A 25,060-nucleotide genomic window follows, 5' to 3' on the forward strand; every position below is an offset into this window, starting at 1 on the left:
CTGTTTTATCAGAGCAGTCTGTTTTATCAGAGCAGTCTGTTTTATCAGAGCAGTCTGTTTTAACTGAATTAAAACAAGAAGTTGAAGTAAATCAGATAAACTCTAAACAAAAATACAATTTAATTAAGGATAGAAATACAACTACAAGACAAATGGAAGAACCGAGTCTATTTAGAACGGTCCAATTAAATGGATTACAAACTCCAATTCATATGCAAACTCAAAAAGCTCAAAATATGAACGAAAATACTTTAACTCAAGAAGTGCAGCAATTAGATGAACCTGCTTTAATTGAAAATAAAGATGAAAATAATTTGTTACAAAATGAAGATATTATTTTCAATTCCGATTCTTACCGAATTATAAAAAGTGTTTCATCGGATCCTGCTCAGTCTGCTGAACACACTGAAGAGCCAGAGTGTATTCCCTCATCACGTGAAACACGTATGAAATCACCATTGGCTCCTAAAGTGAATTCCTGGGAGAGCAAAGAAGGAAAAAATGAGGAGGAGCAGGAGGCTTTATTGCAAGCCATAACAGGTGTAATAGAAAATCAAAAGGAGACAACGTTGCCAACTCAGCCAAAACCTGCGCCTCTCAGTGAACGTATTGATGAGATTAAATTACCATTAATGGTTAATGTATTGGCAAATGAGTTACGTACTACGCCTATGGAAAGTTCTGCTCGTACTTTCGATACAATTCCTCAATCTCTCACTATACCAGTTCAAATAGATAATCCTGAATGGTCAAACCAATTTTCAGAACATATTACCTGGCTTGGCCAGCAAGAAATTAAAGGCGCGGTAATTAAAATAAATCCTGAAGACTTAGGTCCGTTGGAAATCAATATTAAAGTAATAAACGATGTAGCTTCAGTCAATATAACGACACATAATCATCATGTCCGAGAAATTATTGATCAGTCGTTACCTAAACTACAGGCAATGATGGCTGAACAGGGCTTAAATTTATCAGAAGTGCAAATTGATTCTGATACCGGTTCACGTCAATTTTCACAACAGAATAATGGTAATCAGGCACATTTGACTCACGAAGAAGAAGTGGGTGTTACCCCCTTAAAGACCAAGAGGGTAATTAAAGGTTTGGTTGATTATTTTGCCTAAGAATTAATTCGCATAACACATTCGCTCAAGAATAAGCGCGAGTTATTTAATGGCAACTTCTTTTGCAACGAATTATATCTCCATTCCAGCGGTCAATGAGGCAGCTTTGGCTACAGCCATGCCCTATGTATCTCCAATCTGTCCAATAAAATCTTCTATGGTGACGGTGGTGATTGTATGGAGGCGGTCCATAATATGGAGATGGTCCATAATAGTCGCCGGAATGATATCCAACGAAATAAGCAAGCTGTTGGTATGACAGTTTTGAAGATGTCGTTTCTGCCTTAGCTAAATTGCTGTATAAGAAACCTGCGAGTATTGTAAAAGACAGAATAAGGAGCCGAAAAATCTTGTAGCTTTGAATGCTTACCTTTTCCATGTTGCAACTCCATATTATGTTGTTACATTAGGAATTATAGATTATAAATGATTTTTCTGGGTAACTTTTGGATACGATTTATGAAGGAAAAGATAATTCTAATTACTGGATGTTCCAGTGGAATTGGCTTTGATGCTGTTTTTAGTCTGAAGAAAAGAGGGCATAGGGTTATTGGTTCATGTAGAAAAATGGAAGATGTCCAAAAATTATTAGATAGGGGAGTAGAAGCCGTTCAACTGGATGTTTCGGATTCATCTTCAATTCAAAATGCATTCGCCGAAGTGTTGGTTAAAACAGAAGGGCGCTTGGATGTTTTGATTAATAACGCCGGATATGGCCAGGCAGGGGCTTTGGAAGATATTACACGCGATGTCTTACGCGCTCAATTTGAAACGAACGTTTTCGGACTGCTTGAACTCACTAATCGAGCTATTCCCGTCATGCGTAAACAGGGATATGGTCGTATTATCAATATAAGTTCGATTTTAGGCATAATCAGTATGCCTTTTCGCGGTGCTTATAATGCATCCAAGTATGCAGTAGAAGGTATAAGCGATACACTAAGATTGGAATTGAAATCTTCTGGTGTTGATGTGATAACGATAGAACCAGGTCCTATAGAAAGTCAGTTTCGGGCTAATTGTGTAGATAATTCATTAAATAACATTGATATGCAACATAGCTTTTTCAGCAAACAGTATGAACGGATGCTGACCTCTTTTAAGCAAAAGAAATCCGAATCTATTTTTACTCGAAAAACCGATGCAGTGATTAACAAATTGATTCATGCCATTGAATCTAAAAGACCTAATGCCAAATATCCAGTAACGTTCCCAGCTCATCTTATGATTTTTTTAAAATGGATTTTAAGCGTTAAAATGCTGGATAAATTCTTTTTGCGGGTTTCAAAAAATGAACTGTCCTAATTTTGATACTTAGAGGTTGGCGGCCGTGATAAAAATGGCATGGAATGATAACTTTTTAAAAAAAAAGAAGAAAAATTCAATTTTCTTTGCTAATATCTAAATGGGTTAAAAATCATTAACTATCAAGGAAGTAAAATTATGAAAAAATCAACAATAGCTGTCGCTGCTTTATTAACTGTATTAGCAGCTCCTGTAGTATCTGTTGCTTATGCAGATGATGCTTCTACTACTACTAGCACTTGCAAAGGCTGTAATGGTTGCAAAGGCTGTAAAGGTTGCAAAGGCTGCAAGGGTTGTAACGGTTGCAAAGGCTGCGGCGGTTGCTCTGGTAGCTAATCTGTAGTTTTGGTTTTATTAAGAGGTAGTTTTTACTACCTCTTCTTTTTTTCTTCCTATATGAAGTAAAGAAATATGATTACTCATTCTGAATTTACATTACCTCAACTTAGCAATTGGCATAAAAATATTTATTTGAAATACGCCAAACAAATTTTAGAAGCCCAACAAATAATGACGGCAAAAAAAGGTAAAAGCATTCTGCATTATACCTTACAAAGGAAACGACGTTTTGAACGAATGAGCCATTATCCTCGCGGAGACCGCATTGATCATAAAACTGGTGCTCAATATTTTTATCATTGCCATAGAGAAAATTATGAAAGTACAGAGCATGGACATTTTCATTGTTTTTTACGTTACAAACATATACCCAAAAGTATCAAACCAGCCCCTTTGGCAGATTGGGACAAATATATCGATAACCCTATGACCCATTTAATAGCAATTGGCATGAATCAACTGGGGCAACCAATACGCTTGTTCACAGTTAATCGGTGGGTTACTTCAGAAATTTGGTATAATGCGGAATATAGTGCACGCTTACTTAAACACTATAAAATGACTTTAAATGATGATCCTTACTGGCAAGTGCTGGATCGCTGGGTTGAAGGGATTTTGCATTTATTTAAACCACAAATTTTATGGTTACATCAAGAACGTGATAAAAAAATCATGCATCATCAGGCAAATAATAGTTCAATTGAGAACCCTTATCTAGATTATGATCTTGAGGAGCTTTCAGAGATTTCAATTGATTTAAAACAACAGATTGAATGGCTAATAAGTTAGTATAAACTATTTTACGAGGATTGATTTTTTTAAATCAATCTTTGTAGCGAATAAGACTCTGTAGACCTCAAATTCAAAAATCAAAATAATTAATCTGTACTATAATTTACATGCAAAATTATAAATTCTTGGAGCATTTGCATGTCATCCCACGCTAAAAATAGGACTGAAGAAGATCTCAATTCGATACATGAGTATTACATGGAAATTATCAATTCAATGCCCAATATTGTTTATTGGGTTGATACTGAATGTAATCTAAAGGGATGCAATAACAATTTTGTCAAACTGCTGGGACTCAATACACTCAAAGATTTCAAAGGCACTCCTTATCAAAAAATGGAAGAATTTGCTCATTGGGATAAGGAACGAATAGAAGAATTAAAACTAGAAGATATGAAAGTGATATTTTCGGGTGTTCCTCAGCATAACGTGGAGGAAAAAGCGATTGAAAACAATTCGGGTAAGACTTTTTACTTCCTATCATCACGTATATTAATGCGTAATCGCAATAAAAAAGTAATTGGATTGCTCGTGATTTTAAACGATATTACTTTAAGCAAAGAACTTGAAAAACATACTAACGTTTTACAAGAAGACAATCAAAAGACTCAACCTTTATTAAAAGAAGGTTATTTGCCTACTGTGCTCATGGTAGAAGATAATGTTATTGCACAAAACGTTGAAAAAGCACTACTAACTGCATTGCATTGTCAGGTTGATATAGCTGATTCTGCTGATAGTGCAATAAAATTATTTCAACCTGGAAAATATGATTTAGTGCTAATGGACATTGGATTAGAAGATTCTTCTGGCTATGTCGTTGCAAAACAATTACGTCAAAAAGAAAAGAATACACAACATCATGTACCTATAATTGCCTTAACTGGTTTTGAAGCAGATGTAGTAAAATACGATTGCCAGCATTATTTTATGGAGGGGGCAATCAGCAAACCTTTAACCTGTGAACAAGCCGAACAAATTATCAAACATTATGTATACCACATGGATGTTCCTGTACGCGGTTTGAAGACGACTTAGTATGCTGTTATCATGATCATTTTCGAAATGAACTTATTCTATGAGCAGTAATTCAACCGAAGCCAGTCGTATTTTATCTTTAGATGTTTTTCGTGGTCTTACTATGGCATTAATGGTTTTAGTCAACAGCCAGGGAACACGAATTTCATACCCCATACTAGAGCACGCTGAATGGAATGGATGCACTTTAGCTGATTTGGTGTTCCCTGCATTTTTATTTATAGTGGGAATTACTACCGTTATTAGTCTTAAAAGACACATAAAAGTGGAGAGTAATGCATTGCTTTATCGAAGCATTGTTACCCGTACGCTTCTTCTATTTTTATTTGGTATGTTTCTTAATGCTTTTCCATCACATTTTGATTTAGCAACCGTGCGTGTTTATGGTATTTTGCAACGCATCGCCATTTGTTACTTAGTCTGCGCTCTTCTCTATCTTAATACATCAGTTAGAACTCAAATTTTTATTTTTTGTGGCATTCTTATAAGTTATTGGTATTTTCTGACTCAAATTCCTATCCCTGTTCCTGGCATGGATCAGTTAAGTATGACAAGAAACTGGGCAGGCTTCATTGATACTATAATATTTTCCCCCGCACATTTATTATCGAAAACGTTTGATCCAGAGGGGCTTCTAAGTACTATCCCGGCGATTGCCACGACTCTATCTGGAGTTTTAGCTGGACACTTTTTGCTGACCGCCATCAATAAGCAAAAGAAAAGTATGATGATGATTTTGATGGGCATATTATCCCTGTTATTAGCTTGGATATGGAGTTATTACGTTCCTATTAATAAAAATTTATGGACAAGCTCATTTGTTTTATGGAGTAGCGGTTTTTCACTTATTGTTTTTGGTTTGTGTTTTTTTATTATTGATGTATTAGGTTATATAAAATGGTCATTGCCTTTTAAGATTTTTGGCATGAATGCATTATTTATTTTTATTTTTCATGTTGTTTTACTGAAAATTCAATCCATGTTTGTTTTTACCCTGCCTAATGGGTCACAAGACATTTTAAGAGTGGCAATTTCAGATTATTTATTTGGACGTTTTCGTCCAGAAAATGCGGGGCTATTTTACGCCTTACTCTTTCTTTTCTTAAATTTTTTAGTTGCTGCTTTTTTATATCGACGAAAAATATTTTTTAAAATTTAAACAATTATCAGACGGTTTCCAGTGACTTTGCTTGCTCTAGCATAGGATCTACATATTGTTCATCCTTTGGGAGTTGGTTATAATAACAGGTTAGATTAAACTGTCTGAAGTTAATGGAGTCGTTTTCGATGCCAATTTATGAATACCAATGTACAAGTTGTAATCATCATTTTGATTTGATGCAAAAAATCAGTGATGAGCCAGTTAAGCAGTGTCCTGTATGTTATAAAGATACAGTAATTAAGCTTATTTCAGCTGCAGGCTTTCAACTTAAGGGTACCGGTTGGTATGCTACTGATTTTAAAAATAAAAGCAGTAAACCACAGGAAGCCACTACTAAGAATGACGCCCCAGGTTCCACAGAGAAATCAAAAGATACTTCTTCATCTAAAAAAACTCAAGATGGTGATAAAAAGTGAAAACAATGTCATTAAGAAGCTATTTACTCGCTGGATTGGTAGTATGGCTACCCATACTAATAACCATAGGCGTATTGCGCTTTATTATTGACTTACTCGACAACACGGTTGCTTTAATTCCTAAGGCATATCAACCTGAGCAACTAATTGGACATTATATTCCGGGTTTGGGGGTTATCCTGTCGCTTGTGATTTTACTGGTTACAGGAGTAATTGCCACAAATTATTTTGGACAACGCTTAGTGGAGTGGGGAGAGTCCATTCTTATCAAGATACCTTTGGTCCGGTCAATTTATAAAACAGTAAAACAAGTAATTAATGCAGTATTATCTACAAACAGTGAAGCCTTTCGTAAAGTAGTGTTAATTGAATACCCACGTAAAGGATTATGGAGTATCGCCTTTCAAACAGGCGCAGGAAATACTGCAATAAATAATAAAACAAAAGATGAAATGATCTCTGTATTTATACCAACTACTCCCAACCCCACTTCAGGTTTTCTTATGATGATTCCCAGAAGTGATGTAATTGAGTTAGATATGAGTATTGATGAGGCACTAAAATTTATAATTTCTTTAGGAGTAATGCCGCCAGCATCAGAGGCTGCATTAGCAAACAATTTGTAAAAATTTATATAGGCGGTTTTATATGCGTACACACTACTGTTTGGGCGTCGATGAGTCAAGTTTAGGTAAAGAGGTTGTTGTATGTGGTTGGGTGCATCATCGTCGAGATCATGGTGGTGTGATATTTCTTGATGTTCGGGATAGCTCAGGTTTATTGCAAGTAGTCTATGAACCGGAAAATAAAATATCTTTTTCTGATGCAGAAAAATTACGTTCTGAATTTGTTGTCAGAGTAACGGGGATTGTACGAAAAAGACCAGAAGGAATGATTAATGAAGCAATGGCCACAGGTACAGTAGAAGTCCTTGGCACAAAGCTTGAGATTCTTAATCAATCACCGACACCACCATTTTTACCTGATGATTTCCAGGTCGTGAACGAAGATTTACGTTATAAGTATCGCTATATTGATTTGCGTCGTCCATCAATGAAACATAAACTTACGATACGTCATCAGTTAAACAGCTGTATTCGAAATTATCTCGATCAGTATGGTTTCCTTGATATAGAAACGCCAATGCTTACAAAAGCAACTCCAGAAGGGGCTAGGGATTATTTAGTTCCTTCTAGAGTACATCCAGGATCATTTTATGCCTTACCTCAATCACCACAGCTTTTTAAGCAACTATTAATGATTTCGGGGTTTGATAAATATTACCAGATTGTGCGTTGTTTTCGTGATGAGGATTTACGTGCTGATAGACAGCCTGAATTTACTCAGCTTGATATTGAAATGTCTTTTATTGATGAAGAAAGCATTTTAAATCTTATTGAAGGATTGTTAAAAACCGTATTTAAAAAAATTCTTAATGTAGAACTTCCCGAAAAGTTACGCAGAATGCCTTATGCAGAAGCAATGCGACGCTTTGGCAGTGATAAACCTGATTTACGTAATCCTTTAGAGTTGATTGATGTTGCGGATTTAGTAAAGGAGTGTGATTTTAAAGTATTTTCTACTGCAGCAAATGATTTAGAATCACGAGTGATTGCTTTACGATTACCTGGCGGATGCGATCTTAGTAGAAAAGATCTCGATGATTATGGTCGTTTTGTAGGTATTTATGGTGCAAAGGGTCTTGCTTACATTAAGGTAAATAATCTTGACGAGGGAATGGCAGGATTGCAATCACCTATTCTAAAGTTTCTCTCTGACGAAGCAGTACAAGCAATTTTGCAACGCACAGAGGCTAAAACAGGTGATGTCATTTTCTTTGGCTCTGATAAAAATCATATCGTCAATGAATCTATGGGGGCACTAAGAATAAAGCTAGGGCATGATAGAAAACTACTCAAGGAAGGGTGGGAGTTATTATGGGTTGTTGATTGGCCAATGTTTGAAAGAGATTATGAGAACAATAAATTAAATGCGATGCATCATCCATTTACTTCGCCTAAGGATCTATCACCCGAGAACTTACGAGCTAATCCAACAAACACATTAGCAAAAGCTTATGATATAGTAATCAATGGTTATGAAATCGGTGGAGGATCCATACGTATTCATCAATCGGATTTACAAAAAGCAGTTTTTGAATTGCTTGGAATTAATGAACAAGAAGCTCAGGAAAAGTTTGGCTTTTTACTGGATGCCTTGCAATATGGTGCGCCGCCACATGGTGGTATTGCTCTTGGTATCGATCGCCTAGCTATGTTGCTTACAGACTCTACATCAATTAGAGATGTTATTGCTTTTCCTAAAACACAAACAGCATCGTGCCTTTTAACGAGTGCGCCATCACCTACGGGTAACGCACAATTAAATGAATTGGGAATAAGACTTGCTCCGACTACACAGACTAAATAGTAAATTTGGTACATATTTAGCCAATCTCGTAAAAAAAGTGATTATCCCTGCGAAATCTGGGATCAACTCTCTAATTGGTGTAAAAGCTAATTTGAGGGTAGGTCCCTGTGCTCGTCAAACTAATATTTTCTTTGGAAAATTGAACTCATTAATGTTAAATCGTACATATTGGGGCTTTTTATTTTTTTTAGTTTGTTCTGTTTCCTTTGCTGCAACTGCATCAGTAAAAAAGCAGGTTACTTTTTCTGAATACTTAACTCAGGAAAAAATCCACTTAATAACCGCAATCCAGGATGCAAAAAAACCGATACAGCTCAAGAGTGAAAAAGAATTTGACGCCAAAATGAAACAGGTGTCGGCAATACGCTCTATGACTCGTGTTAAAATTGAAAGTTTAGAAAGTTTCCTCGAACATCAAAATAAAGAGCAAAACAATCTCAATCAGCGTTTAAAGCAGCTTCAGCAGATGCCTCTCGATAAAGAGAATACCTCCATTCCCGAACGTGTAGAGAAAGTTGAAAATTTAATCAATATTAACAAGCAAACAACCGAGCTTATTACTGAAAATTTAAAACTTGCAAAAGAATATCAATCTTCTCTAGATGATGAGATAAAACATTTGGAATCGTGGCATTCAAACTTTGTACTTGAACAAAAACTAGTACAAATCAAGTCGCTAAAAGAGCAACTCAATAAACGCTTAAGTGTACTTTATGAAAGCAACCTGAATAATCATTCAGATAAGCGTTCTAAGTCATCAACAAAACTTTTAGAAGCAGATTACGAAGCAATGTTATTGATTAACAATCAAAATATTGCAGCAATTCAAAATCATTTAAATGCTTTAAATATACAAAAGGCTGTGGTTAAAGCAGACATGGTCTACCTTAAGAATCCAGATACAAAAAATTTACAACTTATTACTGAGATTTATAAGGACGCATTAAATCAATACGCAAAGATTGAAAAAACAATACAACACATAGAAAATTTTCTGGATAAGGAAACAAAACTTGTTGCCGCGCCAACGTTAAAGAAATCGATAAGTTCCTTGCAATCTAATTTAGCGCAGCAGCTTAAAGAGGCGAATGTACAAAAACAACTTTTATTTAAGAACTTATCTGATTATCAAACTCAGCTCAAAACACTCATGTCTTCACGACAAACTCTTGCCAATTATAGTTTTAGCAGCTGGCCAATTATTCTTAAAAAAATAGGAGCAATTCCTGGACTATTTTATAAATACCTAAGAACATTGAGCTTAAAAGTTTATGATAGCTATTTGTGGTTAAGTACTTTATCCATGGTTCTTTTGTGGGGTGGATTTGTGCTGACCATAGGTTTTTTCTTTATGATAAGCCGTATCTTAAAGATGATTCGGAGAGATAAAGAGCGATCCCGTTTAACAGGTTACCTATATGATGGTGTTTTAGTTCTAATACAAAGAAATATACCGTATTTTTGCATTGTTTCCATGCTCTGGTCATTACTTTACATAACGCATATTTCTTTTTCCAATTACCAATTATTATTTCAATTAATTGCAGTATGGTTCACTTTTAAAATATTAATCTTAATAGCACGCTTAGTGTTATTAGAACGAATCACTGACTCATCAGGTAAGGATGTCAAACTCTATTACCGTATAAAATGGCTATTACTATTCGGCGGGTGGACCACCGCTTTAATGACTATTGGCCATTTATTACCCTTATCGATACTTCTTCAAGACATATTTAATCGCTTATTTATGCTCTTTATTTTAACCGTATCTCTGGTTACATGGAAAAGTAAAGATGTTATTCCTTATCTTTTGCGCCCATTGTTTAAGAGTCAAAAACGATATGTTAGTAATGCTATTTCTTTATTAGTTATTTTAGTACCCATTACATTATTAACTACGGGCGTAATAGGATTATTAGGATTTATCGGCTTAGCATGGAGTCTGAGTCAATATTTGGCTTATGCATTACTTGTATTAGTAGGATATATTATTGCCAGAGGTTTGTTGTTCGATGCGCTCGAATTGTTTTCTGAGTTGATGATTTCTTCATTACGTAATGGATGGCTATGGGTAGAAGTCTTTTTAAAGCCTTTAGACAATATTTTACGTATTTTATTACTATTAGCGAGCATTCATGTTCTATTCCAATTATTTGGTTGGAATTCCGATTCATTAGTTATGATCAATTTAGGTAAATTTGCTCAATATACTATTGTAAATATCCCAGGAATCCACGTTACTGTTACAAGCACTATAGAATTTTTTATTCTACTTGCAGTTTGTGTTTGGGCCTCAAAATGGACGCGCGAATTTTGTTATCGTTGGTTGTATAAAAATGCCAAAGATGCAGGAATACGTAATAGTCTTTCAGTTTTTACTCAGTACGCTGTTATTCTCTTAGGTGGTTTTGTTTCCCTCCATGTACTTGGATTTGATTTTAGTGGTATGTCAATGATTATTGGTGGTCTTGCCGTGGGTATGGGATTTGGCTTACGTGATTTTGCAAGTAATGTTGTAGGCGGTCTTATGTTGCTTGTTGAAAGACCTGTGCGTGAGGGGGATTTGGTAACTATTGGTGAGCATGAAGGACGTGTTGCCCATATTGGCATTCGTTCTATGAGAGTTTGCTCCTGGGACAATATGGAAGTTCTGATCCCTAACGCAGAAACGTTTAACAAACCATTTACTAACTGGACACACCAAGACGGCATTGTCAGAACAGTTATTCCGATAAAAGTTAGTCGCTCTGATGATCCAGTGATGATCCAACAACTGATACAAGATGTCCTGGCTACTACTCCAGAAATTGTTGGAGATCCTCCAGCTCAAGTTTTTCTTAAGAAAATTGATGAAGCATTACTTGAATTTGAAGCTCGATATTTCATTAATGTTCAAATTCACACCCGTTTTGAGGTACGATCTAAAGTATTGTTCGCTATTATGACTCAGTTCAAAGCCGCCAATATTAGACCTCCAATTGAACCACTCGCTATCGAGATTAAAGAAGGACATAGTGACCTCACTACCAAAAAACAGACCACCGAAAACTGAAGTTGAATTGCTTGAGCGTTGCAATTGTATTGCGGGCCTAAGTTTTGCCCAATTAGGGTTGAGTTTAGGGCTATTTATCCCTGCTCATCCTAATCAACGAAAAGGTTGGGTTGGGCAAGCGATTGAGTTGGCCTTGGGCACTGATGCTCAGAATAAATCATTACCCGATTTTCAGGCTTTAGGTGTAGAGTTAAAAACATTGCCTCTAAATAAATCCGGAAGACCTACAGAATCGACATTTATTACTTCTATTCCATTGCTTACCATTCACCAACAGCAATGGAAGTCATCTCAATGCTATGCAAAATTAAGACGAATTTTATGGGTTCCAGTAGAAGGGGATACGGATATTCCTTATTCACAGAGAAGAATTGGGCAGGGTTTTTTATGGTCACCCGATGAAACAGAGGAGCGTATTTTAGCAGAAGATTGGAATTATCTATCATTTCAAATCAGTAGCGGACATCTTGAGACACTCGATGCAAAGTCAGGTGAGTATTTGCAGGTGAGACCTAAGGCAGCCAATGGCAAATCATTATGTTACGGTTATGATATCTATGGAAATAAAATTAAAACATTACCTCGTGGATTCTATTTAAGAAGCAGTTTTACCGCAAAAATTTTATCATGTTCCATGGAGTAAAGTGCAATTAATTTATAATTCAATGATACAGCAAAACAATACATTAAATAATAAACATTTTTTAGACAGAATATAGATCACTAAACCTTTTAAAACTACTCAGTTTTTAAAACCTATAATCTAGTTTTCTCAATTGGATCAAAACAGGTGACAATATTTTGATTAGTCTTCTATTTTTGCAGTTTTCTTTTTGCCGCGGATCTTATGGGTTCTTCAATTAAATTGTAAAGTAGATGAGCAAATATTATTGTTAGAGCAATATAAGACAAAAAAAGAGTTACTTGAAGAATTAAGCCTGGCTGCCCAATTATGTTTTTGGTTATTTGATTGAAAATCATTAAAATTATATAATGCGTCAGATAAATAGAATAAGAAATCTTGCCAAGATATAACATTGTGCGGTTGGCGAAGAGCTTTGTTGTTATTGGTCCTGTTTTACTTAAACCATAAACAAGAAAAGTAAACATAATTATAATCACTCCATCAAAGATGGAGGCAATCGATAAAATACAAAGTATTACCATAGAAATAAATGAAATTAGAACCATATAATCTGCTGTATAAGATGGGGCTGATTGCCGATTAATATTAAATAAACAGCAACCTACTAAAAACTCTGAACTAACTCTAATAAGAGTCAAGTTCCATGAAAGCATGAATTGATTAGCATCATTTAAAATGATGGCTAAATAAAAGAGGACCAAATAAACACATGCGATAAGAACTAAATGCGATTTTGCAGATTTTAATTTACCAAGAAAGAAGGCTATAAAAGGAAAACATAAATAGGCAAACCATTCGGAACTCACAGACCATGAGGGTATATTCCAACCATCACTCGCATTAAATCCCCATCCATTTAATAAAAAGAAACTATAGAAGAACTTTGACAATGAAAATTGATCGAAAGGTGAATGGTATTGAAATAAAAATCGTGAACCACAAACTATAGGTATTAAAGATAAGAGCGTTGTAAGATGTGTAGGATAAATTCTTGAGAGACGTAATAACAGGAAATTTTTAAATCTGTAAAGATGAAAAGTTTTAAATTCATCTTGATGAACATAAGATATAATAAAACCACTGAGAATAAAGAATAAGTCAACACCTAGCCAACCCTTGTGGATAAAGTTATTTATAAATATATGATTCGATAGAAATGGATATGAAGATAAAGCATGGTGCAGTAAAACCCATAAGGCAGCAAATCCTCTGATACCGGTTAACGCTATTATATTCTGACGCATTTTTCCATTTTGATTATATTATTCGTAGAGCGTTCTAATATATTATTAAGTTTAGACTATTTATTTTTTTATGGTTAAAGAATGTATTAAAGTAGGTGGACACTCATATCCAGTGGAAACCATTCGAAGATGTTATACGGATAGAGTAAGAAATTGCTTCAATTTGTATAGTCCATTAGCAGAGTCATGGCAGCTCTATAATAATTCAAATACAGTAGTTTTTCTCTTGTAATTAACGAGTAGGATCAATTAAGTAGAGAATTTCGCGGGCATCATTAAAAAAATCAAATTTATCAATTGATTATGGAAAAAGCGTGATTGCCACATACCCCATAAACAACCCCACCATGTGTTTGTTCGGTATGAGCTAACCCACATTTTTGCGAAGTTAATATTTAACTTTGAGGTTTAATTGAAATGAGCGAACCCGGATTACTTTTCAGTATCCGGGTAACAAACATATTTTCTTTATTCCGATTTAGAGTGTCCAAAAGTGAGTACCGAAGGCAACATGTCTCTTATCTGATCGACAGGTTGTTTTACTTTCGCCATTAAAAGTTCTCTGAAATGAACATCAGTTGCGAAATAACGAATTGCTCCCTCTACACCTTTATATACACCTACATCAAGTTCGCGTCGCTCTACACTCGCTTTTAAATCTTGAAGACGATTGAGATCGACGTCGGGTTTAGACGATGAAAAAAGAGAATAAGCATTGTAGAAACTACTCCAAATAGAGGTTTTGGTTTCTTCAGTTGCAGTTACTTTTTTCCAAACCAACATAAACTCAGTAGAACACAACGGAGCCATTAATTTAATCATGCGTTGAATGTCAGGATTAGAGAGTATGCTTGTATTATCCATTCCATCATATTCAGCCTGATTTTTCTTCAAACACCAGTTATAAATGGTTTTCATTTCATCAAGTTGGCTATGAAAATCGGAAAGACTAAAATTTTGGAGAATATAGCCAGCAGCACCACAGTAAAGAAACATGCTTAGAAAGTAATTTGCAAACTCAGGAATTGGCAAAAGAAAACCTGCAAGCCAAGATCCTCCCCAAGCTGTTAGCCCGGTACTCATTCCTTGGAAAAGATACATTAGATTCGCATTATACTCAAAGTCATTAATGTATTTTCTAAGTGCTGTTTGCTGTTCATCGTCATTTAAGTTGTACGGTCTTGAAGTTAATGATTTTAAAGCTTCCGCACGTTCTTTTTTTGATTTTTCAACAGCGGTCATTCCATCAACAGTAAGTGTGCCCACAATACTCTCCTTGAATAAAATTACAATGAAAACCCTATTCATCCTACCCGAAAAAACATAAGTTGTACCATTGCTTTTTTATAAAAAATCTATTTGTTAAAATATTTTTATCAGTTAAGAATCAATATAAATCTTATAAAAGCAGAGGTTAATTTTAAAGAAAGCGTTTCTGCACTGGTATTTGATGATAATGAGGCACTATAAAATGATGTTTTTGAATACTAAATGTACTGAGTCGATTTTATTTGACAAATCAATTAATTATAACTAATCTTGAATTGTGCAATGCAACATAAGGAGATGCTAATGAAAAATGAATTTTTTGATCAAAAATTTTTTAACAATTTTGACGCTCCGATGAAAAAACTTATGGAGCTCAACGTTAAAATGATGCAAAACTTATCTTTAATGAAGCCAATGGATTTATCGAGCATAAAAAGACCAGAGGATTATTTTGAAAAAAATATCGAACTTTTTATGCAAAATAGTCATATGACTCTAAATTATATGCGAGATATGTTTAATATTCTTGAAAGTCATTGGTTAAATGTCTCTCGTAATTTAGATCAAAACACTAAAAAAATGATGAGTGAAGTTTCTGCAACCATGGAACAAAGCACTAAAAAGGCATCAGCCGCTGCTAAGTCTACTGCCAAAAAAGTTTCTTCATCTGTTAAAAAAGCTTCTTCGCCTGCAAAAAAAGGAGCGCCAACGGCTCAAAAAGCTTCATCACCAGTAAATAAAGTAAGTGAAAAAAAGAATACTAAGATCACAAGTAAGACAACTTCTAGCTTAAAAACAAAACAGGAAGCTAAAAGCACAACTCCAAAATCAACTGTAATACCCAAAGAACCCATGGCTCAAAATGCGACAAAGGGCAATATAATAGCTGAAAAAAATATGCCCAAGCTAAATAACCTGACTGAAAAAAGCAATCCTAATATCCAAAATTTGGGTAAAAGCAATCCCATAACGAATCAATAGGAATAAAAGAGCTCTATCCTTATAGTAAGAGCTCTTTTATATAATTACTTAATCTGGCTGAAATGGTCATTGGGCGCTGAGATCTTCATTCGATGGCTCTAAAAGAGGATGGTTCGGTTTACGTTTTAGGTTGTAATGATGAGGAACAATTTGGCCTTGATGATACAAACAAACGAGAAAAACCAAATAAAATTTAAGGATTACCGTCAAAGCTTTTACATTGGGTCATATGTCTTCATTAACTTCACACCAACCATATTCGGGTTTTACCGCATATCCAGCCCAAACTGGCAATGAACTAAATATGCTTAAAAAAATTTTAGTTAAACTCAAATTGGAAACTTGATTCTTGAACTGTTTTGCTTCCAGCACCTTGAGAATCAGGATTTGAGCTGCCAAATAATGTTTGAGGTGTAGATAGAAGAAGTGTCGCCAATTTTGATTCATTCAGCTTCATTTCTTCCTCGGTAATAGATGAGTCCTCAGGTGCAAATTTCTTAGTTTGGCTAAGAGCTTCTTCAGCCTCCTCCCATTTTTTCTCTAATCTATAAGTGCAAGCAATATTTAACCAAGCATCCGCAATTTCTTGTTTATCTTCTGTTTTTTCCAAGATGGACGAAAAGTACTTTCTTGCCTCAGGGAAACAATCCTGTTTAAAAAGTGACATTCCAATTTGATTAATGACAATAAGGTGTTCTGGATCAAGATGGATTGCTTCTAAATAAGTTTCTTGTGCATTTTTATAATCTTTATTTTTATACAAATGATGGCCATATTGCGCTAAACATTCTGTAAGGTTAGATAAAATAATATTTCTTAATGCTAAGTCTTGTTCATGACATACTGATAATGCTTTTCGGTAATATTGTATTGCATAACTAAAATTGCTAGCTATATTTTTTTGTACAGCCCCCTCATTTTCAACGGCTCTTCCAAGAACTTCGATGTATTGTTCATACCAACTGGCTACAGTTTGCAAAAATACAGGGTTGTCACTAGATAGTTCCAAGGCTTTTTTGATAAAAAACAGCGCACCTTTAAAAAGTTTATCGCTGTTTGCCAGATCTGTTTCAAGATAATGCAGAGCAGATTTTATATAAAACAAACCCATGTTGTTCCAGGCAGAAGCTCCAGATGGATAAATCTTAGTTGCCGTTTCGTAACATCTTAGTGCAGCAGCATCCTTGTTTTCCGCTTCATAACACTGGCCTAATAAATCGAATGCATAAGAAACATTGGCTACTTCATCTGAATTATTTTGTCTTAATTCAATAAATTTTTTTAAAGGAGAAATAGCCTGGTGCTTTTCATCACAAAAAAAATAACATTTCCCCAAATAAAAATAACTTTCTGCTGCTTCTGGATTTTTTTCAATTTCTTGAAGAAAAAAATCTTTAGCTATTCCATAATTATTTTCATCAAATGCTTTTACTCCATCTATATGGAACGAATTAAACATATTCAATCCTATTTCTCACTAAAATTGCTCATAATTTTATCATAGGAGATAACTTAGTTATATAAGATTTAAGAGATAAGTACTTTCCATAACCTAGATGTGCGGAGATTATTTTTTGTATTGGTACTCCTAATTGATAAAGATGGAGAATCTTTTCTTTATCTTTATCTTTATCATACATCGATGCTTGGATAACACCTTTGGGTTTTCCCAGCTTTATTCCTTTTGCCACGCGTGCACGGAGCCCCTCTTTTGTTCGCTCTGAAATAAAATCTCTTTCTAATTCAGCAAGCATGGAAAAAATGGTGATTAGAACTTTATTAGCTACATTATTTTTAGCCGCTGGATTTAAATCAAGATTTTGTTTAATTAAAATTAACCTTGCTTGCTTCTCTTGCGTAATCATTTCTATTGTATTAAGTGTTTCTTTAATAGAGCGTCCAAGACGAGATAATTCAGAAGCAAGAACTAGGAAAATTATCCACCTGAACCAAAGCTGGATGAATTTACAAAACAAGCACTCGATGAGATGAATGCACAAAACCATTATCAGATCCTGGAAGATTTATCCCTTAAATTACAGAACAGAGTGGCTGATATTTTGCGCAATATTGCTTTTGATATACCTGAAAATCAAGATATTCCTGCCATTTTGGTGGCCATCAAACACTATCAGGCTAAAACAGGTAATGTGGCGAAAGAGGCGCCCGACAGCTTTTTATCTGAAAAAGAGCAGGCAGCACTCTATTCCAGTGAGGGTAAATTCAGGGTATCCCTTCGAGAAGCAGACTATGTCGCCGATGGGTTATTACATAATCTTTCGATCAAGAGCACAATCCATTCCACTGATACACATGGTTATTCTGAAGCAATTTTTGGGATATTGAACATGCTTGGGATTTATTTTGCACCCAGAATTAAAGGTCTCAAGAAATCCACCCTATTCCAGAAATACCTATGAAACCAAAGGATATAAAATACTCCCACATCGCTATATTGACACTGATTTAATTAAAACACATTGGGATGACATTTTGCGTTTGATGGTTACAATTAAACTTAAAGCCACAACGGCATCACAACTGTTCAAGCGTCTCAGTTCATATTCTAAACAACATCCATTGTACTGTGCTATAAAGGAGTTTGGACGGATTATTAAAAGTCTGTTTATTCTTCGATATATCGATGATGTGGAATTACGACAGGCTGTTGAAAAGCAATTAAATCGTGTTGAGCTATCGAATAAATTCTCAAATGCCATTTTGTTTGGTAACAACCAGGAAATTCAATACAGCAGCAAAGAGGAGTAAGGACATTATTGATATTGGTGTATATAATATCCTATAGATATTAAGAATTCAGGAACAGTGGAACCTTGTTCCTGAATTAAAGTTTCCCATTCTAGTTTATTCTTTATGACAATTTTCAAATTGTTTTTCCATTTTTTCTTCCATTTTTTTCATTTTATCTTGCAGTTCTGATTTTTGTTTAGGTTTAAGTACAGAAAAAATTTGATTTTTTGCGGTGATTTTGGCTTTCATCATATCACCAATAAGTTTAGTTTTTTTATCAATTAAACCATCTACTGTGGATTGATCCATGGTGGCTGATTCTGCTTGCTGATTGATTTGCTGACTTAAATCCTTCATTTGGTCAAAATCACTTTTCATCAATGTTTTAAGTTGATCTAAAATAGGTTTAATTTTAGCTTTTTGGCTGTCATCAAGTTTTAGTGATTCAACCATGCTTTTAAAACCCTTTCCACAATCTCCAGAATGAGCCAATACTACTGGGCTAAGTGCCAATGTAACCGTAAATACAGCAGTCTGTATGATTTTTTTATACATGATACGTTCCTTCCCTAGTTAATTGTTAAAATCATAAATTAGTATAGATGCTCTAAATTAATTTTTGTTATTTGGCTGAATAGTTTCTTTAATTCCAGATCTGAATAGACAAGAATCATTCCGAAGAGGTGATTGGGAGCATTGATTATGATCCATCACAGCCTAAGATTCGAATCAATTTCTATTGTTCCATGCGAATTCGTCACTCGGAGCATGCATAAGCCTTAATGCTAATTTAATTTTTAATCTATATTTATAAGAGGGTAGTGGAAGGGTATATTTTATGTCTAAAGAGTTAATTGAACTCAGTAAGGGGAATAGCGATCCATTATTGAAGCTTCTAAAATCAATCTCTAATAATGCTCAAGCGCATGCCCAACAGTATGCACTTCAGAAATCCGAAACAGTAACTCAGGATATGTACATCACGTTTCTCAAAAAAGAGCTGATTGATTATCATTCTCGCTTTAAACTTGATGATAAAGAAATTAAAAAATATTGCGATCTCCTTTTAAACGAGTTTCAATTTACGTCAAATGAGAATGAACGACTTTATACCGATGCACTGGCTTGGCTGTGGCAAGGGCTAAATATACAATCCACACAAACGGATCTTTCTCAAGAGACAAAAGAAAATATTGAATATTTAAATCAAATTAATCAACTTCGGACGCTTAGAAATGTATACGAAGAGTGTTTCAAAAAGCCACACGAAGATTATGCACAACATTTAAGTTCTGAGCTAGAAAAAGAATGCCAACAGTGGGGATTTAGTGATCACGAGCCCATACCTCAGACAGAAATAAATACGATGGTGCGTCAGATAAAAGGAGGCAAAGAAGTAACATTAAGTACGGATTTTCAAAATGGGGTATATGACAAAGTTCAGACAGCGAATATATTAAAGATAGTAAACAAAGCAAATTTGAATGCAAAAGTCTTGCAGGCTGGAGATAATAAACTCAATCTGCAAGGAATTACCGAAATTAACGCGCCAATTGATTATTACAAAATAAAACTTGAGGCATCAGCTAAATTATCTACTCCCGAATATCTAGCACAAATTAATGAAGACAGACACTCATCCGCCCAAAAAGTAATCAAAGGTTTTGAACTTTTTGTAAAATTTTTAGCCTCCCTTGTAACTCAATCTGGTCTGGGATTAGAAGATATTGCAAAAGAAATAGATAATCGAGAAAAGCGTGAAAAAATTTCAATTGGTGTAGAAAAATTCAAAGAAATAAAATCAAGTCTGAGTACCTTAAAATCCGAATGCACCACAGAGGTAGTGGACACTGATTTGAGCTCACAAGGTTTAACTGCAGGTAATAACTAATGACTATCGTCTTTCAACGTCTAAGAAATAATGTCCGGTATTGTTAATTTCCAGCTTAACTTTTTTCAAAAGTCATAAGAATAGGACAAGGTGAGGATCCGGTATCTCTACATTTTGCTACTAAGAGTGATAGGGTGTTACGAGCCGCTGATAACTCATCAATTTTTAAATTCAGTTGTTCAATACGCCTTTCAGCCATATCTCTTACATGTTCCCGATCATTTTTAGCATCAAACTCTAATAAATCTTTTATCTCTTTTAGAGTAAAGCCTGCTTTTTTAGCTAAAAGAATAAACCTTAAACGACTTATATCATTATCACCATAACGTTTTATTTTTGGGGCTCCAAGTTCTTTGGTACGTAATGGGACATGAAGCAGTCCTGTGCGTTGATAATAGCGTATGGTTTCAACTCCAACCCCACATAATTTAGCAAATTCACCGATTGTTTTATACATTACTTGACTCAGTACTATGGTACGTACTCTATATTACTATTTATAGACCATTAATCGTAGAGGATGAAAATGAATAATAATTCAATTAAAAAAGCGATTTTGTATCGCATGGTGATGGGGCATCATATTTGCCCTTATGGCCTTAAAGCCAGAGATTTATTAAGACGTCAAGGCTATGAGATAGAAGATCATAGGTTAACAACCCGTGAGCAAGTCGATACGTTTAAAAACAAACACAACGTAAAAACTACACCTCAAATTTTTATCAACGATGAGCGAATAGGTGGTTATGACGATTTACGGCATTACTTTGGAAAAAAAATAAGAGACTCAAAAGAAAAAAGTTATCGCCCCGTCATTGCACTTTTCGTAGTTACTGCATTAATGGCAATGGCAGTTAGTTACATGAGCTTTGGTAATCCGTTTACGCCACAAGTTATAGGTTGGTTTATTGCGTTTAGCATGGCGGTCCTTGCTTTATTAAAACTACAAAATATCGAAAGCTTCTCAACCATGTTTTTAAACTATGACCTTTTGGCTAAACGCTGGGTTCCTTACAGCTATATTTACCCATTTGCTGAAGGTTTAGCAGGGATATTAATGATTTCAGGCGCGTTGAATTGGCTTTCCATTCCGGTTGCCTTATTTATTGGGACTGTAGGTGCTCTTTCTGTGTTTAAAGCTGTTTATATCGACAAACGTGATCTTAAATGCGCCTGTGTAGGAGGTGACAGTAACGTACCTTTAAGATTTATTTCACTCACTGAAAATTTAATGATGATGGGCATGGCTTTATTCATGTTGATTAAGTAATTACACTATTGGGATGAAACATCGACTATTATCATATTCAGACTGTAATGGATGATGAGTACAAGGAGTTATTTTTCAAATTCGGGATTTTGCAGAGGACAATTTTAATGAGTTAAGCAGCGGGCGAGTGTTAAAATTAAATAATTCGGCCATACACTAAGTGTAAACCGCCACAATAGGCTCAATTTCTATTCAAAAAAAATTGAAGCCTATCAACTGAATCTTATAAGAGAAAAACAAGAAAACCTATAACTATATAACTCGCTAAATTTTACAGGCTTTTATTGTTTTCGTGGGGATGGTGATTCATTACTACCGAGAAGAGGGGATGAATCACCTATTCCAAATTTATTATTAGTATTAAAAAAACTTAGATTTCCAGCACTCAATGGAGTTCTAACTCCAATATTAGGAACAGAATTCAATAATAAAAACAATAAAAGAGAATCATCAACCGGTATTTGAACATAAGCCGACGGTCTATTATTCTGTGCTTGCAGTTGAGGAATTTGTTCTAATATTTCTTTTGTTTTGCTTAAGATCAAATTTGTCGAAAAATGACCGTCTAACCGTTGAAAATTTGGTGCAATGTTTTCAAATAGAGCACGTAATCTTCTTTCATTGTTAAGCTGAGTAAAAACTTGTTCAATATTAAAAGCACTTAATTCTTGGCCAATCATATTAATAATGGATAGTAATTTATTATTAACATCATGATGCTCCGTAGTATTATTAGCTGGCATCACACTATGAGCCCTTATTAAGACACTGAGACATTTATTAAGAACTTCAAGGCTAGCGACTGCTGTTCGCTCTCTTGTTTCTACCTTAGAAAATTGATTGGTTACTGCTTGGTATGCTAGTTGGCCAGCTACGGCTTGATATTCTTGCTTTTTCGCAGCGTCTAAGAAAGGTATTGCGGCTGCTGCACTTTCATAAACTTCACTAAAATAGTCAAAAGCATTCTCTATAGCTTTTTGCCGAACGCTTAACCTACTAGTTAACCGATTTTTATGTAGTTCATTAATATAAGCAAATGTTTCACGTTCAATAGCAGCTGAGTCAATGGATTGTATGCTGCCATCTGTAACTGTAATATGTCTCAACATACGTTCACAGCACTCTATTCCAGAGGTTACGCCATGAGCTAGACGATAATCAAAACCTTTTACGGCATCAAAGCCCACAATCACCGTAGGTAAGTTGTCAGATTCATGAATAACTTTATTTAATACATAAGGTATACTTTGGAAGCTTACAATCCTAGGTTTAACTCCATATTTTCTTGATGGCTTTAACTCAGTATAATCATTTATCATACCATCACTATAAATATCCAACAGCAACTGCATCCATTCTCGCTGCTGCTCTTGAGATAAATTAGGTGGTGCTTCCATATATAGGCATACTTTATCTTTAGACCTTTGAGAGTGAATATAAAATGTAGGAAATGCCTCATAAGTCCACCCTAATGCTCTTAATCTTTCTCTTAATTCGATATTCCTCTGCAATGAACTACGTTGGACATGAAGTGGTACAGCCTCTCCTTCTCGTGACACAAAAGAAATTAAAAAAGAATTATTAGGGATTAAGACGTGCCCTACTAAATGATGTGGAATAGGATTAATATCAATTAATGATTTTGTTTCAAAAACTAATCCTGAGTTTATTAATTGCTGATGAGCATTTACCGCTTGTGCTACAGACGCGTTTCGTCCCGAACAATCAAAAACATAATCGGCAGGATAAACACCTTGAGAAGCATCACTCTTACGAGTTATTACTGCTTTGGGTTGAGCTTCAGTTTGAGCTTGTAATCCAATAAATTCTTCATCAATAAATCGTACATTTAATTGACGCAAATGAGCATACATCACGCGCTCTAATTCTTTGATGTGATTTGCTTGTGAATGAGGCGTTTGGATGCCAGTGTTGCTAGTGACTAAATCAAATGTATTAGGATTCAAATGTCCAGGTCTTGTATAATGATTTTCCGGGCGTTTTTCTATAATAACTATATTCTCAGGCTTTACCCCTTTATTTATTAAACGGTTTGCCTCATATAAACCACCTAAACCTGCGCCAACAATTACGTGATTAGCCATAAAATAATGCTTTTATTTGTCATGATGTGTCCATAATTTACACTAATTGGCTTAAGTAATTATTAAGAGCTTAAAAAAAATATGAAATTACAGTTTGTGCTGGACAAAAATGAATATAAATTGTGTTGGCAAGAAGAAATTTAAAACCTCTAGATTCGGGCTTTGTGCTGGACAAAAAACGAATGTAAATAAGAAAGATCAGAAATAACTCACTGATTTACAATGCATTTAATATACTCAGCTTCGACCAAAAAGGAGCATATATGGCGTATATCAGTGAGTTGAGTAGGATTTTAAGCCAGAGATTAGATTGGCACAAGTCACGAATAGACTGTTTTGCACAAATGTTGTTAGCCTTATTTGTGGTGCGAAGCGTTAATTTAAGTGAAATTGCAGTGGCTATGAATGGTGATAAGGCGAGTATTGAATCACGCTATAAAAGGATATACGCTCTATTTTTTAATAAAGAACATAAAGTCTATTTAGCTATAGACCGAACGAATGGGTATTGGGGAAAAGCGAAGATCAACGTGTTAGAGAGTTCCCGAACAAAACCCTTATATCTTGGCTTGTAGCAGAGAAGATTCCTTTTTATTTACGGATTAAAGGTAACATAGATATTTGTGTGGGCAAGAAGAAATTTAAAACTTCAGCTCAGTTATTCAGCCACTTAGCACCATACCAGCAACAGGTATTTGGCATGAACGTTCAGGTGTTTGGTCAATCTCTTTATCTCGCAGGTAGCAAAAACTCTCGTGAAGACTTGATGATTGTTGTAACAAACCAGAATCCCAAGAATGCCATCGCTTGTTATTTGCGCCGTTGGGAAATAGAAACACTTTTTGCTGCATTAAAAACAAAGGGATGGCGATTTGAAGACACACGAATTATTGATCCTCAGCGTATAGAAAAACTCCTGGTTTTATTAGCCTTGGGGTTTGTCTGGGCCCATCGTATTGGTGAGTGGAAGGCAACTATTAAACCGATTCCTCTTAAAAAAATAAGGAATCAAAAAAGACCCAAAAACAGTTTTTTCCGATTGGGTTTAGATCATCTTAGAGATTTGCTAACCAATTCCAAAATTAAAATTAAATTGTTTTTAAATCTCTCAAATTGGATTTTGTTTGACCTTGAAAAAACTCTCTTCTAAAAAATTGTCCGGCACAAAGGATTCAGGACAGGGCGATTTCATCAAAGTTTAAGAATAGAACAGATTGATATGAGAATTCCCAGATGTTT

Annotated in this window: 24 protein-coding genes and 1 pseudogene; 18 read left to right on the plus strand and 7 right to left on the minus strand. The window is 34.9% G+C overall.

What is annotated here, in order from left to right; genetic code table 11:
- The 11 genes from DGG96_RS18975 to mutH form a co-directional block, all read left to right on the plus strand.
- A partial coding sequence (locus DGG96_RS18975) for a flagellar hook-length control protein FliK (RefSeq protein WP_110144057.1) occupies nucleotides 1-1,127 on the plus strand: 1,127 nt, incomplete at its 5' end.
- Between the two features lie 459 nt (nucleotides 1,128-1,586).
- Nucleotides 1,587-2,432 (plus strand): SDR family NAD(P)-dependent oxidoreductase, encoded by an 846-nt coding sequence (locus DGG96_RS18985; RefSeq protein ID WP_110144059.1) that lies wholly within the window; start codon nucleotides 1,587-1,589, stop codon nucleotides 2,430-2,432.
- A gap of 138 nt (nucleotides 2,433-2,570) precedes the next feature.
- Nucleotides 2,571-2,768 (plus strand): hypothetical protein, encoded by a 198-nt coding sequence (locus tag DGG96_RS18990; protein WP_110144060.1) that lies wholly within the window; start codon nucleotides 2,571-2,573, stop codon nucleotides 2,766-2,768.
- A 75-nt stretch (nucleotides 2,769-2,843) separates the two neighbouring features.
- Nucleotides 2,844-3,560, plus strand: coding sequence for a DUF6969 family protein (locus DGG96_RS18995; protein WP_110144061.1), 717 nt, complete (start codon nucleotides 2,844-2,846; stop codon nucleotides 3,558-3,560).
- 141 nt (nucleotides 3,561-3,701) lie between these two features.
- Nucleotides 3,702-4,601 (plus strand): response regulator, encoded by a 900-nt coding sequence (locus DGG96_RS19000; RefSeq protein WP_110144062.1) that lies wholly within the window; start codon nucleotides 3,702-3,704, stop codon nucleotides 4,599-4,601.
- Between the two features lie 40 nt (nucleotides 4,602-4,641).
- Nucleotides 4,642-5,760 carry an acyltransferase family protein gene (locus tag DGG96_RS19005; protein WP_110144063.1) on the plus strand — a complete coding sequence of 373 codons (1,119 nt, stop codon included), beginning with the start codon at nucleotides 4,642-4,644 and terminating at the stop codon, nucleotides 5,758-5,760.
- A 128-nt stretch (nucleotides 5,761-5,888) separates the two neighbouring features.
- Nucleotides 5,889-6,179 carry an FmdB family zinc ribbon protein gene (locus DGG96_RS19010; RefSeq protein ID WP_110144064.1) on the plus strand — a complete coding sequence of 97 codons (291 nt, stop codon included), beginning with the start codon at nucleotides 5,889-5,891 and terminating at the stop codon, nucleotides 6,177-6,179.
- On the plus strand, nucleotides 6,176-6,805 hold the full coding sequence (locus DGG96_RS19015; protein ID WP_110144065.1) for a DUF502 domain-containing protein: 630 nt from the start codon (nucleotides 6,176-6,178) through the stop codon (nucleotides 6,803-6,805). Before DGG96_RS19010 ends, DGG96_RS19015 begins: the two co-directional genes overlap by 4 nt.
- 22 nt (nucleotides 6,806-6,827) lie before the next feature.
- Nucleotides 6,828-8,609 (plus strand): aspartate--tRNA ligase, encoded by a 1,782-nt coding sequence (gene aspS / locus DGG96_RS19020; RefSeq protein WP_110144066.1) that lies wholly within the window; start codon nucleotides 6,828-6,830, stop codon nucleotides 8,607-8,609.
- A 151-nt stretch (nucleotides 8,610-8,760) separates the two neighbouring features.
- Entirely contained in the window at nucleotides 8,761-11,664 is a 2,904-nt protein-coding gene (locus DGG96_RS19025) for a mechanosensitive ion channel domain-containing protein (RefSeq protein ID WP_199742197.1), read from the plus strand.
- Nucleotides 11,627-12,307, plus strand: a complete 681-nt coding sequence (mutH, locus tag DGG96_RS19030; protein WP_110144068.1) for a DNA mismatch repair endonuclease MutH — start codon at nucleotides 11,627-11,629, stop codon at nucleotides 12,305-12,307. Before DGG96_RS19025 ends, mutH begins: the two co-directional genes overlap by 38 nt.
- Nucleotides 12,308-12,477: 170 nt before the next feature.
- On the opposite strand, the gene DGG96_RS19035 is transcribed toward mutH, so the two are convergent.
- Complete coding sequence (locus DGG96_RS19035; RefSeq protein WP_110144069.1) at nucleotides 12,478-13,554, minus strand: acyltransferase family protein; 1,077 nt, start codon at nucleotides 13,552-13,554, stop codon at nucleotides 12,478-12,480.
- Between the two features lie 468 nt (nucleotides 13,555-14,022).
- Nucleotides 14,023-14,820, minus strand: a complete 798-nt coding sequence (locus DGG96_RS19040) for a hypothetical protein (protein ID WP_110144070.1) — start codon at nucleotides 14,818-14,820, stop codon at nucleotides 14,023-14,025.
- A 306-nt stretch (nucleotides 14,821-15,126) separates the two neighbouring features.
- Here DGG96_RS19040 and DGG96_RS19045 point away from each other — a divergent pair, with 306 nt between their 5' ends.
- A complete protein-coding gene (locus DGG96_RS19045) occupies nucleotides 15,127-15,804 on the plus strand; it encodes a hypothetical protein (protein ID WP_110144071.1) in 678 nt (225 codons plus the stop codon).
- Between the two features lie 92 nt (nucleotides 15,805-15,896).
- Nucleotides 15,897-16,001 (plus strand): RCC1-like domain-containing protein, encoded by a 105-nt coding sequence (locus DGG96_RS21475; protein WP_110144072.1) that lies wholly within the window; start codon nucleotides 15,897-15,899, stop codon nucleotides 15,999-16,001.
- Between the two features lie 122 nt (nucleotides 16,002-16,123).
- Here the strand turns inward: DGG96_RS21475 and DGG96_RS19055 are convergent, their stop codons facing one another.
- The gene (locus DGG96_RS19055) at nucleotides 16,124-17,263 is read right to left on the minus strand and encodes a tetratricopeptide repeat protein (protein WP_110144073.1); all 1,140 of its coding nucleotides are present in this window, start codon (nucleotides 17,261-17,263) and stop codon (nucleotides 16,124-16,126) included.
- A gap of 28 nt (nucleotides 17,264-17,291) precedes the next feature.
- Entirely contained in the window at nucleotides 17,292-17,810 is a 519-nt protein-coding gene (locus DGG96_RS19060) for a recombinase family protein (protein ID WP_233590631.1), read from the minus strand.
- A gap of 165 nt (nucleotides 17,811-17,975) precedes the next feature.
- Here DGG96_RS19060 and DGG96_RS21335 point away from each other — a divergent pair.
- A pseudogene (locus DGG96_RS21335) lies at nucleotides 17,976-18,570 on the plus strand (Tn3 family transposase); the annotation flags it as partial.
- A 99-nt stretch (nucleotides 18,571-18,669) separates the two neighbouring features.
- On the opposite strand, the gene DGG96_RS19075 reads toward DGG96_RS21335, so the two are convergent.
- On the minus strand, nucleotides 18,670-19,110 hold the full coding sequence (locus DGG96_RS19075; RefSeq protein ID WP_110144076.1) for a Spy/CpxP family protein refolding chaperone: 441 nt from the start codon (nucleotides 19,108-19,110) through the stop codon (nucleotides 18,670-18,672).
- A gap of 283 nt (nucleotides 19,111-19,393) precedes the next feature.
- Here DGG96_RS19075 and DGG96_RS19080 point away from each other — a divergent pair, with 283 nt between their 5' ends.
- Nucleotides 19,394-20,446 (plus strand): hypothetical protein, encoded by a 1,053-nt coding sequence (locus DGG96_RS19080; protein WP_110144077.1) that lies wholly within the window; start codon nucleotides 19,394-19,396, stop codon nucleotides 20,444-20,446.
- A gap of 55 nt (nucleotides 20,447-20,501) precedes the next feature.
- Here the strand turns inward: DGG96_RS19080 and DGG96_RS19085 are convergent, their stop codons facing one another.
- Nucleotides 20,502-20,903 (minus strand): MerR family transcriptional regulator, encoded by a 402-nt coding sequence (locus DGG96_RS19085; protein WP_110144078.1) that lies wholly within the window; start codon nucleotides 20,901-20,903, stop codon nucleotides 20,502-20,504.
- A gap of 69 nt (nucleotides 20,904-20,972) precedes the next feature.
- Between DGG96_RS19085 and DGG96_RS19090 the strand changes: the two genes are divergently transcribed.
- Nucleotides 20,973-21,716, plus strand: coding sequence for a MauE/DoxX family redox-associated membrane protein (locus tag DGG96_RS19090; RefSeq protein WP_110144079.1), 744 nt, complete (start codon nucleotides 20,973-20,975; stop codon nucleotides 21,714-21,716).
- A gap of 281 nt (nucleotides 21,717-21,997) precedes the next feature.
- On the opposite strand, the gene DGG96_RS19095 is transcribed toward DGG96_RS19090, so the two are convergent.
- Nucleotides 21,998-23,821, minus strand: coding sequence for an NAD(P)/FAD-dependent oxidoreductase (locus DGG96_RS19095; protein ID WP_110144080.1), 1,824 nt, complete (start codon nucleotides 23,819-23,821; stop codon nucleotides 21,998-22,000).
- A gap of 263 nt (nucleotides 23,822-24,084) precedes the next feature.
- On the opposite strand from DGG96_RS19095, the gene DGG96_RS21245 reads away from it, so the two are divergent.
- Together DGG96_RS21245 and DGG96_RS21250 are read left to right on the plus strand one after the other, a co-directional pair.
- Nucleotides 24,085-24,396, plus strand: coding sequence for a hypothetical protein (locus DGG96_RS21245; RefSeq protein WP_110144081.1), 312 nt, complete (start codon nucleotides 24,085-24,087; stop codon nucleotides 24,394-24,396).
- Nucleotides 24,330-24,971 (plus strand): transposase, encoded by a 642-nt coding sequence (locus DGG96_RS21250; RefSeq protein WP_325049833.1) that lies wholly within the window; start codon nucleotides 24,330-24,332, stop codon nucleotides 24,969-24,971. The genes DGG96_RS21245 and DGG96_RS21250 overlap by 67 nt, the downstream gene beginning before the upstream one ends.
- The last annotated feature ends 89 nt before the right edge of the window (nucleotides 24,972-25,060 follow it).

The organism is Legionella qingyii (assembly GCF_003184185.1).